The 11910-nt window shown below is 63.2% G+C and carries 11 protein-coding genes; 7 read left to right on the top strand and 4 right to left on the bottom strand.

From position 1 onward, the window contains the following. The 3 genes from DIC66_RS21540 to DIC66_RS21530 all read left to right on the top strand — a co-directional run. Nucleotides 1–274: electron transfer flavoprotein subunit beta/FixA family protein (locus tag DIC66_RS21540; RefSeq protein WP_420820512.1), on the top strand; the 274-nt coding region annotated here is incomplete at its 5' end. Beyond that, nucleotides 275–1207 (top strand): electron transfer flavoprotein subunit alpha/FixB family protein, encoded by a 933-nt coding sequence (locus DIC66_RS21535; protein ID WP_117180241.1) that lies wholly within the window; start codon nt 275–277, stop codon nt 1205–1207. Nucleotides 1208–1410: 203 nt separating this feature from the next. Beyond that, nucleotides 1411–1887, top strand: a complete 477-nt coding sequence (locus DIC66_RS21530) for a bacteriohemerythrin (RefSeq protein ID WP_117180240.1) — start codon at nt 1411–1413, stop codon at nt 1885–1887. A gap of 21 nt (nt 1888–1908) precedes the next feature. Here DIC66_RS21530 and DIC66_RS21525 read toward each other — a convergent pair whose 3' ends face one another. Then, complete coding sequence (locus DIC66_RS21525; RefSeq protein WP_117180239.1) at nt 1909–2886, bottom strand: Bug family tripartite tricarboxylate transporter substrate binding protein; 978 nt, start codon at nt 2884–2886, stop codon at nt 1909–1911. A gap of 335 nt (nt 2887–3221) precedes the next feature. Between DIC66_RS21525 and DIC66_RS21520 the strand changes: the two genes are divergently transcribed. From DIC66_RS21520 to aqpZ, 3 genes are all read left to right on the top strand, one after another. Then, nucleotides 3222–3881 (top strand): lamin tail domain-containing protein, encoded by a 660-nt coding sequence (locus DIC66_RS21520; protein WP_117180238.1) that lies wholly within the window; start codon nt 3222–3224, stop codon nt 3879–3881. A 17-nt stretch (nt 3882–3898) separates the two neighbouring features. Next, on the top strand, nt 3899–4945 hold the full coding sequence (locus tag DIC66_RS21515; protein WP_117180237.1) for an SdiA-regulated domain-containing protein: 1047 nt from the start codon (nt 3899–3901) through the stop codon (nt 4943–4945). A 134-nt stretch (nt 4946–5079) separates the two neighbouring features. Then, entirely contained in the window at nt 5080–5781 is a 702-nt protein-coding gene (gene aqpZ / locus DIC66_RS21510; RefSeq protein ID WP_117180236.1) for an aquaporin Z, read from the top strand. A gap of 55 nt (nt 5782–5836) precedes the next feature. Here aqpZ and DIC66_RS21505 read toward each other — a convergent pair whose 3' ends face one another. After that, the gene (locus DIC66_RS21505; RefSeq protein ID WP_338052525.1) at nt 5837–6391 is read right to left on the bottom strand and encodes an SRPBCC family protein; all 555 of its coding nucleotides are present in this window, start codon (nt 6389–6391) and stop codon (nt 5837–5839) included. A gap of 106 nt (nt 6392–6497) precedes the next feature. Between DIC66_RS21505 and DIC66_RS21500 the strand changes: the two genes are divergently transcribed. Next, nucleotides 6498–7130, top strand: coding sequence for a MarC family protein (locus tag DIC66_RS21500; RefSeq protein WP_117180235.1), 633 nt, complete (start codon nt 6498–6500; stop codon nt 7128–7130). Nucleotides 7131–7142: 12 nt separating this feature from the next. On the opposite strand, the gene DIC66_RS21495 is transcribed toward DIC66_RS21500, so the two are convergent. Both DIC66_RS21495 and DIC66_RS21490 read right to left on the bottom strand, forming a co-directional pair. Continuing rightward, a complete protein-coding gene (locus tag DIC66_RS21495; protein WP_117180234.1) occupies nt 7143–9407 on the bottom strand; it encodes a response regulator in 2265 nt (754 codons plus the stop codon). Next, nucleotides 9407–11749 (bottom strand): GAF domain-containing hybrid sensor histidine kinase/response regulator, encoded by a 2343-nt coding sequence (locus tag DIC66_RS21490; RefSeq protein WP_117180233.1) that lies wholly within the window; start codon nt 11747–11749, stop codon nt 9407–9409. Before DIC66_RS21490 ends, DIC66_RS21495 begins: the two co-directional genes overlap by 1 nt. Nucleotides 11750–11910 lie beyond the last annotated feature (161 nt).

The raw sequence follows: 11910 nt of genomic DNA, 5'->3' as shown, positions 1-11910 counted from the left end.
GGACGGCGGCTCGGAAGTCCTGAGCCTGACCCTGCCCGCCATCATCACCACCGACCTGCGCCTGAACGAGCCGCGCTACGTCACGCTGCCCAACATCATGAAGGCCAAGAAGAAGCCGCTGGAAACCCTCAAGCCTGAAGACCTGGGTGTGGATGTTGCCCCGCGCATCAAGACGCTCAAAGTGGTGGAGCCTCCCGTGCGCAGCGCCGGTATCAAGGTGGCCGATGTGGCCGCTCTGGTGGACAAACTGAAAAACGAAGCGAAGGTGATCTAAATGACTTCTCTGGTAATTGCCGAACACGACAACACATCCATCAAAGCTGCCACGCTCAACACCATCACCGCCGCCCTGCAATGCGGTGGCGATGTGCATGTACTCGTTGCTGGCCACAACGCAGGCGCTGCGGCTACTGCTGCTGCGCAAATCGCTGGTGTGGCCAAAGTCATGCACGCCGACGAAGCCGGTCTGGCCCATGGCCTGGCCGAGAACGTCACCGCGCAAGTGCTCTCCATTGCGGCTGCTTACAGCCACATCGTCTTTGCCGCCACCGCTTCGGGCAAGAACATCGCCCCGCGCGTGGCCGCCAAGCTCGATGTCGGTCAGGTGAGCGACATCACCAAGGTGCTCAGCCCTGACACCTTCGAGCGCCCCATCTATGCCGGCAATGCCATGGCCACCGTGCAGGCAACCGATGCGACCAAGGTGCTGACGGTTCGCACCACCGGCTTCGACCCGGCAGAAGCTACCGGTGGCAGTGCCGCCGTGGACAGCATCGCTGCCGTTGCCGCCGCTGCCAGCATCAGCTTCCTGGGCTCCGAGATTGCCCGCAACGACCGCCCCGAACTGACCAGCGCCAAAATCATCGTCAGCGGTGGCCGGGCCTTGGGCTCCAGCGAGAAGTTCACCGAGATCATCACGCCGCTCGCTGACAAGCTCGGTGCGGCCATGGGTGCATCCCGCGCGGCTGTGGATGCGGGCTACGCCCCCAACGACTGGCAAGTGGGCCAGACCGGCAAGATCGTCGCTCCCCAGCTCTATGTGGCTTGCGGCATCAGCGGCGCCATTCAGCATCTGGCCGGCATGAAGGACAGCAAGGTGATTGTGGCCATCAACAAGGATGCCGAAGCACCCATCTTCAGCGTGGCCGACTATGGATTGGTGGCCGACCTGTTTGTGGCGGCTCCGGAGATGACCGCAGCCTTGTAGCAGCTTGGCTGGAGGATTCACTCCTGAAAAGGCGTCCTGCGGGGCGCCTTTTTTGTGGCCAAAACATATGAGCAGATGGTGGTTCGTCCGATTCCCTGATGCAGATCAACCAACACACAAACCGCGCTGCAATTGAAGCGCCAAGCCGTTACGCCGACGCCCTTGTTCACTAGAATTTTCCCAATTCACAAGGGAGTCTGCATATGACCGCCGAAGCCGTCGAGAGAAAAGCACCTTACGTCATCGAATGGCGCGAGGGCTTCAAGATTGGCATTGCTCAAGTGGACCAGGAACACCGCCACCTGTTCACCCTGGTGCGCGCCCTCAACCTGCAGTCGGTGCAGCACACGGTGGAAGAGTTGCTGGACTATGTGGTCACGCATTTTTCCAATGAGCAGGAGCTCATGGAGTCCAGCGGCTACCCGGCCTTTGAGCAGCACCTGCGCTTGCATGAGGAGTTCGGTGCGCATGTGGCAGACTTCCTGGGCAACGAAGAAGACTGGACCGAGGAGCGTGTGCAGGAGCTGCGCCGCTTCCTGAACAAGTGGCTGATAGGCCACATCATGACCCACGACCTGCGCTTTGGAAAATGGCACGCCAGCCAGAAGCACACACCCGCGCCCGTTGCGCAGCCCGCAGCGCGTAGCGGCTTCCTGGCCCGGCTGTTTGGCCGGGGCTAGCAGGCCACCCCAACCCAATCCCTACTGGGCCACAAAGCCGCTGGCCTGGATGATGCCCTGCCACACCTTGGTGTAAGCCTGCACGCGGCCGGTGAGTTGCGGCCCGCTGGTGTAGGCCACGCTCAGGCCCATGTTGGATAGTCTGTCTTTTACATCGGGCATGGCCAGCACCCGGGCCAGGGCTGCCGACAGCCTGTCCAGCACAGCACGCGGCGTACCCGCCGGAGCAAAAACGCCGTAATAGGCAGGCTCTTCAAAGCCCGCCAAGCCGAGCTCGGCAAAGGTGGGCACCTCGGGCAGGATGGCCGTGCGGCTCGCGCCCATGACGGCAACCACATGCAGCCGGCCGGCCCGGTGGTTCTCGATCAAATCCGGCACCGACCCCACGCCCGCACCGATCTGGTTGCCCAGCATGTCGGCCATCATGGGCGCGCCGCCCCGGTAGGGCGCGGCCTGCAGGTCCAGCGCGAATTTTTTGCCCATGAGTTGCACCAGAAACTCCGGCACCGAAGCCGGTGCGGGCACACCCACATTGCCATGCCCGGCGTTCTGGTTGCGCACCCAGGCCACATAGGCCGGCAGGGTACGTGCCGGGGTGCCGCCGGACACCGCAAACGCATTCACAAAGGTGGCCACACCGGCCACCGCCACAAAGTCCCGGGCTGGGTCAAAGCCAGGGTTCTTCACCACCTGGGGCAGGATGGAGATGGTGTGGTCATGCGACAGGAAGACCGTGTTGCCATCGGGCGCTGCGGCCTTGAGCGCCTGCGCTGCAATCTGGCCACCGGCACCGGCCCGGTTGTCCACCACCAAGGCCGTACCCAGCACATCCTTGAGCTTGTCGGCCAGGGTGCGGGCAATTGCATCGGTGCCACCGCCGGGGGGAAAGCCCACCAGGATGCGCAGCGGCGCGCTGTCTGCATGCACGGCTGTGGCAGAGAGCATCAGGCAGGCCAGCAAGCAGGACATCAACCTGCGCAAGGGGACAGTGAAGGGCATAGGGCTGCAGATCAAAATTCACAGCCTACCAGCCTTTGGCGGGCGCAGTCGCTCAGGACTGCGCCTTTTGCTTGCGGCGACGCGCCACGCAGGACACAGGAAGCAACCAAGGTGCGGCAAGATCGTCGCTCACCACCCTTGGCTTGGCGCCCAGGGCGATGCCGGTGTCCGTTAGCGTCCGAACGGATGAGGCCGCAAGCCGGTCACCGCCGACGAACTGAAACATTGGTTTGCAAAAATAAAGAAAGGAGCGTGCGTGCTCTGCCCAACACAAACGGCAGGCATGGCTCGCGTGAGCCTGTGTTTTTGCCCCCCATTTTTCAGGAACTACGTCTATGAAATCAACCAAGTTGGCCCTCGCATGCGTTGCCGCCTCTATGCTGGCCCTGTTGGCCACCCCCGCACAGGCGGCCATCACCATCACCGAAGTGGCACCTTGGGGCAGCGCGTCAGGCTATGCTGCCGACTGGTTTGAACTCACCAACACCGGCAGCTCCAGCGTATCCATCACAGGCTGGAAAATGGACGACAACTCCAACAGCTATTCGACCGCCGTGGCCTTGAATGGCATCAGCAGCATTGCTGCGGGCCAGTCCGTGATCTTCATGGAAACCACCACTCCGTCCACAACCATCACCAACTTCCTGAACAGCTGGTTTGGCAGCAGTGTGCCCGCCAGTCTGCTCGTTGGCAGCTACAGTGGCTCTGGCGTGGGCCTGAGTGCCGGTGGTGATGCAGTAAACATCTTTGACGGCAGCGGCGCGCTGATGGCCAACGTGTCTTTTGGTGCAGCCACCACGGGCACTTCCTTCGACAATGCGGCTGGCCTGACCGGCGGCATCACCCGCCTGAGCGCCAGGGGCTCCAATGGCGCCTTCACTTCTGCCGGCGGCGAAATCGGCTCCGTGGGTGCCGTGCCCGAGCCCGAGTCCCTGGCGCTGATGCTGGCCGGTATGGCCATCGTAGGTGCCGTGGCACGCAAGCGTCAACGCTGATTCAGGAACACCCCACCATGCGCATCCAACACCTTGTCCTGGCCCTGGCAGCGGCCTTCTCCGTAACGGCCCAGGCGGCCGATTCCATCAACCTGGGCAACTATTCGGTTGCCGCCACCTATTCGCTCGATATCCTGGGCGGCACCAGCGGTGGCATCTCCGGCCTGGAGGGCTCGGCTATTGCCTATGCCCGCGACCGCGGCACCCTGTTCTTTGTCGGTGACGAAGGCACCGGCGTAGTGGAGATTTCGCGCACCGGCCAGACCCTGGACACCATGGCTTTCAACTGGACGGGCACAGGCAGCACCAAGCACGATACCGAAGCGCTGACCTATGTGGGCGGCGGTGTGCTGGTGCTTGGCGAGGAGCGCCTGCAGGACGCCTACAAGTTCAGCTACAGCGCGGGCGGCAGCGCCACCCTGGCCAACAGCATGGTCTCCATGAGCAACACCAGCGTGGGCAACAACGGCATGGAGGGTCTGAGCTATGACCCCCGCAACGGCAGCTTTGTATCGGTGATCCAGCAAAGTCCGGAAAACATCCTGACCCACACACTGACCTTCGCAGCCGCCACGGGCGGGCTGCCTGCAGCCCTGCCGAGTAATGGCGCATCGCCCACGGGCGGTGGCACCGCCGTCTCGGCCCAACTGTTCAACCCCGCGCTGATGGGACTGAGCACCCTGTCGGATGTGCAAACCCTGGCATCCGTGGACTCCTTTGCAGGCAGCCCCGCTGCAGACCATTTGCTGGTGTTGAGCCTGGGCTCCAGAAAGCTGATCGAGGTGACACGCCAAGGTGTGGTCGTGAGCAGTCTTGACCTGAGCAATGTGCTTCCCAACAATGGCATCGAAGGCGTCACCATCGACGAGAACGGCACCATCTACCTGGTAGCGGAACAGTACCAACCGGCGGATGGCTCCGTGGACCTGACGGCCCACTCCCAGCTCATCATCCTGACCGCTGCCGTACCTGAACCCGAAAGCCTGAGCCTGATGCTGGCGGGCCTGTGCGTGCTGCCCTGGGTCGCTGCGCGACGCCGGAAATACACGGCTCCAAAAGCCTGACGAAGGCGGTTGAGAATTGATGCCCTACATGCCGCATTGTTAGTTTGCTATATTGTCCTTTCATGGACAGACTATGTCCTTAGGGGTACTTCTTTTCCCCCACAGTACCCCCTCCTTCAACTTCAGGATTCGACATGAATAGCAACAAAGCAAAGTGGACAGCGGAATTTTTGGGCACCTTCTGGCTGACGCTGGGCGGCTGCGGCAGCGCCGTGCTGGCAGCTGCGTTTCCGGGCGTGGGCATTGGCCTGCTGGGCGTCTCGCTGGCCTTTGGCTTGACGGTGGTGACAGGCGCCTATGCCTTCGGCCCCATATCGGGCGGCCACTTCAACCCGGCCGTGTCGGTGGGCCTGGTGATTGGCAAGCGCTTTTCCGCCTCTGAATTGCCGGGCTACATCATTGCGCAGGTGCTGGGTGCGATTGCGGCCTCCGGCCTGCTCTACCTGATCGTGTCGGGCAAGACCGGCTTTGCGGGTGTGGGCGGCTTTGCCAGCAATGGCTACGGCGCCAACTCGCCCGGTGGCTTCAACCTGATGTCGGTGCTGCTGACTGAGGTGGCCATGACCGCCATCTTCCTGATCGTGATTTTGGGCTCCACCGCCAAGAAGGCCGCGGGCGGCTTTGGTGGCCTGGCCATTGGCCTGTGCCTGACGCTGATCCACCTGGTGTCCATCCCCGTGTCCAACACCTCGGTCAACCCGGCGCGCAGCACCGGCCCGGCCTTGTTTGCACAGACCGGCGCCATGGGCGACCTGTGGCTGTTCTGGGTGGCACCGATTGTGGGTGCCGCACTGGGCGCGCTGATTTACAACGTGCTGCTGTCCGACGAGAGCTGATCAGCCAACGTTTTATCTGTCCATCCACAGCCCGCCTGTGGATGGGCTGCCAGCCCTAAATGGGCGCTGCGCCTCCAGACTGGCTTTGCAGCACCGCTGCCAAATTGGCCAGCCCCTTCTCAAAATCCCGCCCAATCATTTTGTCCATGTTGAACACCAGGCCCATGAGCTTGGAGACAAAGGGACTGGGGCCGTACATGGCCCAGTGGAGCTGGGTGTCCGTGCCTTGCGGACTCCAAGTGAACTCGACCATATTGTGGGCAACAAAGGGCTTGCTGAAGTCCAGCTGGATCAGCAAGCGCTGGGCCTCTACCTCGCGTATCTGCATGCGCCCGGCACCGGCCTTGCCTGTGGCCGTCCAGGCGTAGACCGCGCCCACACCACTGTCCAGGCCGCTGTAGCTGCGCTGCATGGTGGGGTCGATGTGCTCCCAGGGCGACCAGGCGGCCCAGCGGCGGAAGTCCTGCAACTGGGCCAGTACCTGCTCGCCGCTTGCGGGCAACAGCAGACTGCGCTCCACACGAAAGGTGTCGGGCCTGCCTGCCGCAACAACCAAAACCAGCCCCACCAGGGCCAAAACGGCCCACAAAACCAGGGTAACCATGGACATGGAAGCTTCCTTTGCTTGAATTGAATGGGAGGAGCGCAATGAACGAACGCGAGCACTCTAGCATTGCCGTTACCATGCGCAAGCCCGCACACCCACCAGAGCCCCCATGGATCTCAAACCGCTGATCACCCTGCTTGCCATCGTCAACCCCTTGGCCATCGTCCCTTTTTTCATCCACTACACCCAGGGCTTTTCCATGGAGCAACGGCGCCAGACGGTGTTCGTGTCGTCGTTTAGCTGCTTTGTGGTGATCGCGGTCAGTGCGTTGGCGGGCTTGCAGATCCTGGAATTTTTTGGCATCAGCCTGGCCAGCTTCCAGGTGGGCGGTGGCATGCTGCTGCTGACCAGCGCGCTCAACATGCTCAACGCGCAACCGGCCGAGGCCAAGCCCAACACGCATGTCATGGAGGACGGCGCCGAGAAGGCGGCGCAGGGATCCAGCATTGCCGTGGTGCCGCTGACCATTCCCCTGCTGACCGGGCCGGCCACCATGTCCACGGTGGTGATTTATGCCGACAAGGCCAAGACCGTACTGCAGCTCACCACCCTGGTGGGCTATGGCGTGGTGGTGGCCTTGGCCACTCTGGCCTGCTTTTCGCTGGCCACGCCGATTGCCCGCGTGCTGGGCAAGACCGGTATCAGCGTGATGACACGGCTGATGGGCTTGATTCTGGCCGCGCTGGCCGTGGAAGTGATGTCCGACGGGCTGGTGAAACTGTTCCCGGCCTTGGGGCACTAGGCACGGGCAACATCAGGATGCCGCGCCCCGCCCCTCCAGCAGGGCCAAGGCGCCTTCAAAGTCAAACGCCTGCATGGCCTGCTGCAGGGCATCAAACTGCGGCCCCAGTGCGCGCATGAAGGCGGCTTCTGATTCCTGAAAACAGTCGGTAGCGGCCGCATCATCCTTTTGCAGCAGGGCACGCAGCTTGTCCCACGGCACGGGCCTGTCCTGGGCCACCTGTCCGAGCGCAGCCGACACGGCGGGTTCTGTGGCCTCCAGGTAGGTCTGCAGAGCGGCAACCAGGGGCGCCAGGGCTGCCTCGGTGGCCTGTATTTCCTTTTCAATGGCAGCGCTGTCCAGCCCCAGCCGGATGGCCATCTCCAGCTGCTCCGAACGGGCTGCCACCGTTTCTGCACCGACGTTGCCCGCCACGCCCCTGAGGGTGTGGGCCGTGCGCTCGGCAAGCCTGGGGTTGCCCTGGGCCCAGGCGGCGCGCACCAGCGCGGGTGCGTCAGCCTGTGCCTTCACGAAGGACTGCAACAGCTTGCGGTACAGATCGGCCTTGTGCTGCATGCGGCGCATGGCGGCATCCACCTGCAGTCCGTCAATACCCACGGGTGGCGCCACGGCGCTTGCGTCCGCGGGGTTTGCCGCGGCTGCACCCTCGGTCGCACGCACGGCCTGCGGCGCAATCCAGCGCGCCAGGGTGGCCCATAGATGCTCAGGGTCTATGGGCTTGCCAACAAAGTCCACCATGCCGGCGGCCAGGCAGCGCTCGCTGTCGCCTTCCATGGTGTTGGCCGTCATGGCAACCACCGGAATGCTGCGCCACAGCGGATGGCGCTGGATGTGCGCGGTGGCCTCCAGGCCGTCCATCACGGGCATCTGCATGTCCATCAGGATCAGTGCGTAGGGCGGCTGTACTGCGTTTGCGTGCGCCGCACGCAGCCGCTCCAGTGCGGCCGCGCCGTGTTCGGCCACGTCCACCACGAAGCCTGCGTCGCGCAGCAGTTCGGTGGCCACGATCTGGTTGAGCTCGTTATCCTCCACCAGCAGCAACCGCGCGCCGTGCCGGTTGTGCAACTGTTCCCGACCGGCTCCACCCGCATGCCCCGCGTGCGACGCAATCTCGCCAGGCAAGGCAAGGCCCAGGCGTGCGGTCATCCAGAACGTGGAGCCTGCGCCCTCCACGCTGTCCACGCCCACCTGCCCGCCCATCAGTTCGGCCAGGCCTTTGGAGATGGCCAGACCCAGACCGGTGCCACCATACATGCGCGTGGTCGAGGCATCGGCCTGGCTGAAGCTGCGAAACAAGCGCTCGATTTGCCCGTTATTGAGACCGATGCCCGTGTCCTGCACTTCAAAGCGCAGCAGGGCTTCCTGCGCATGGCGCTCCAGCACACTCACACGCAATTGAATGTGCCCTTTGGCGGTGAACTTGATGGCGTTGTTCACGTAGTTGATGAGGATTTGCGCCAGCCGCAAGGGGTCGCCCCGCAGGGTGAGCGGAACGTCTGGCGCCATGGTGCAGCCCAGCACCAGGTGCTTGGCGTCGGCCCTGTCGCTGGTCACGTTGACCACATCGCGCATGACCTGGCCCAGGTCAAAGGCAATGCTCTCGACATTCAGACGCCCGGCCTCCACCTTGGAAAAATCCAGGATGTCGTTGAGCAAACCCAGCAGGTGTTTGCTCGAACTCTGGATCTTGTCCAGGTAGCCACGCTGGCGCGCATCGAGCCCGGTGCGCAGGGCCAGATGGGTCAGGCCAATGATGGCGTTCATGGGGGTGCGGATTTCGTGGCTCATGTTGGCCAGGAATTCGCTCTTCATGCGGTTGGCCTCCTCGGCGGCAGCTTCGGCCTGGCGCCGTTCCTGGTTTTCCTTCTGCAAGTCCTGGTAGATGCGCGACAGCTTGATCTGGGTGCCCACGCGGGCCAGCAACACCTCGGACTGGAAGGGCTTGGAGACAAAGTCCACACCGCCACAGGCATAGGCCCTGACGATGTCAGCACCGTCCGAGAGCGAGCTCAGGAAGATCACCGGGATGTCCTGCGTCTGCGGATCGGCCTTGAGCTGCAGGCAAGTCTCAAAGCCGTCCATGCCTGGCATGTTGATGTCCAGCAGTATCAGCTCGGGCGGGCTGAGCCGGGCCGACTGCAGTGCCATTTCGCCACTGGTGGCCAGGCGCAGGTGCACGCCTTTTTCGGACAGGATGGTGCGCAGCAACTTCAGGTTGTTGGGGTTGTCGTCAACAGCCAGGATGTGGGCTTCGGCCAGCGCAATGGCCAGTGTCATCAGGGCGCCCGCGGCTTGAGCTGCAGACGGGCAAACAGCTCCAGTCTCTCGAGCTGGAGCTCATCGAGCAGGGTCTGCAGGACCAGGGCCAGCTCCTGGTGGGTTGCCGCCAGCGTCTGGACCATGGACTGGATCTTGTCGGTGTCTCCACTGAGCGTGGCGGCATGAAAGCTCTCGCGCCAGGACTTTTCCATGTAGGACAGGTTGGCGCTCTCCAGCAGGTCTTCGTCGCTCACGGCGGGGCCGGCCTCCATCACCTCATCGCGGTAGATGTACTGCAATCCCAGCAGGCTTTGCATGGTGGCCAGCAGCACCGACTCGCGGATGGGCTTGAAGAGCACGTCGTCCACACCACTCTCCAGAATGCGGGCGCGGTCTTCCACCAGGGCGCTGGCGGTCATGCAGACAATCCTGACCTTGTCGCCACCGGGCAGCTGGCGTATCTGGCGGGCGGCCTCGTCGCCATTCATCTCCGGCATGACCAGGTCGGTCCAGATGAAGTCGGGCTCAAAGCGCTGGAAGGCCTCCACCGCCTCGCGCCCGTTGCCCGCTGTGCAGATCTCAAAGCCCACCGTCTCCAGCAGGCGTTCCATCACGGTGCGAATGAGTGGCACATCGTCCACCACCAAAATCTTCTTGCGGGCCTGGCCCGGCGCCAGGGCGGCAACTTCACGCAGGGTGTCCTGGGCCCGGCCGGACTCGGCCACCGTGAGGGCAATGTCAAATGCGAAGCTGCTGCCCACGCCCGGTGTGGACTGCACGCGGATGGAGCCACCCATCAGCTCGACAAATTTCTGGCTCAGGACCAGGCCCAGCCCGGTACCCTCCTGCGACTTGCGACCGGCCTGCCCCTGCTGGAAGGGCGTGAACAGCTTGCCCAGTTCCTCGGCGCTCATGCCCGGCCCGGTGTCACGTACCTCCACGTGCAGGCGGCCCCGTTGAGGCAAGCCCGATGGCTGGTAAGCCACCTTCAGCACAACCTCGCCTTTGGCGGTGAACTTGATTGCGTTGCTCAGCAGGTTGAGCAATATCTGTCGCAGCTTGAGCTCATCGGTCTTCACAAACTCGGGCAAGCGGGCGTCGAAGTCACGCACCAGCCGCAGGTCCTTGCGCTCGGCACGCATGCCGATCATGGCGGCCACCGCATTCAGAAAGCTGGGCAGGTTCAGGTCGTTTTCCAGCAGTTCGATGCGGCCCGACTCCACCTTGGCCATGTCCAGCACTTCATTGATCAGCGACAGCAGGTGGCTGCCGCTGTGGTTGACGATGTTGATGTATTCCCGATTCACCTTGGACAGGCTACTGTCGTGCTTCATGACCTCGGCAAAGCCGATGATGGCGTTGAGCGGCGTGCGCAGCTCGTGGCTCATGTTGGCCAGAAAACTGCTCTTGGCGCGCTCGGCCGCCTCGGCGGTTTCCTTGGCGCGGCGCAGGGCCTCAGAGGCCAGGCGCTCGGCGGTTACATCCCAGTTGGTTCCCAGCACCCGCGCGGTGCGGCCGTCTGCCCCACTGAACGCCTGCGCCAGGCCCTTGAGGTAGCGCATCTGGCCATCCAGTGTGAGCACCCGGAACTCCTGCTCGAACGGCACACCCCGGCCCACGGTGGCATTCCAGGCCTGGGTGACGCGCGGGCGGTCTTCCTGCGCCACCAGGTTCAGCCACTCGGCAGGCGAATAGGCAAAGTCAGACGGGCGGCTTTCGTACAGCGCGTGCATTTGCTCGTCCCAGTCAAAGCGCTGGCTGGCCATGTCCAGGCCCCACACGCCCACATTGCCTGCCCGCACAGCCAGCTTCATGCGCTCCTGCGATTGCGCTATCTGGTGACGCAGCTCGTCAATGCGCCGGGCAGCCAGACGGACCTCCATCTGGTCCATGACCAACTGGCCCAGGCAAGACAGATCGTCGAGCTCGGCCTGCGAGACACTGCGTGGCTTGGCATCCAGGCAGCACAGCATGCCCAGGTTGTAGTCGTCATGGGTTTTGAGGGGCACACCCACATAAAAGCGCAGGCCAAAGGAGCCGGCCACCAGCGGGTTGGCCAGGGAGCGCGGGTCTTCAATGGCGTTGGTCAGCACATAGGGCGAGTCGCCCAGAATGCCCGAGGCGCACAGGCCCGGGTCGCGGTCAATTTGCGGCACGTCCACGCCGTGGTGGGACTTGAACCAGATGCGGTCGGAGTCGACCAGGCTGATGATGGCAATCGGCACGCCAAACAGTTTGGCGGCCAGCTTGGTCACGTTGTCAAACGTGCCGTCGGGCGGTGTATCCAGAATGTCGTAACGGCGCAGTGCCTTGATGCGTTCGGCCTCGTTCGCCGGAATGATGGCTGGATCAACGACCATGGTGTACCCCTTCGTATCCGCTGTGGATGGCGCATTCCAAAAGGCACCGAATGCCCCGCCGGGCACGCGTTCAGCCCTGGAAAACGGCTAACGTGCTTTGCATACTAGGGAGAACAAAATAATTAGGCCAGCGCCATGCGCGGGTACAAACCCGTAGCCCC

It is taken from the genome of Rhodoferax lacus (genome assembly GCF_003415675.1).
GTDB lineage: Bacteria > Pseudomonadota > Gammaproteobacteria > Burkholderiales > Burkholderiaceae_C > Allorhodoferax > Allorhodoferax lacus.
Note: the sequence above shows the minus strand (reverse complement) of the source record. Positions and strands in the feature narration are given on the sequence as shown.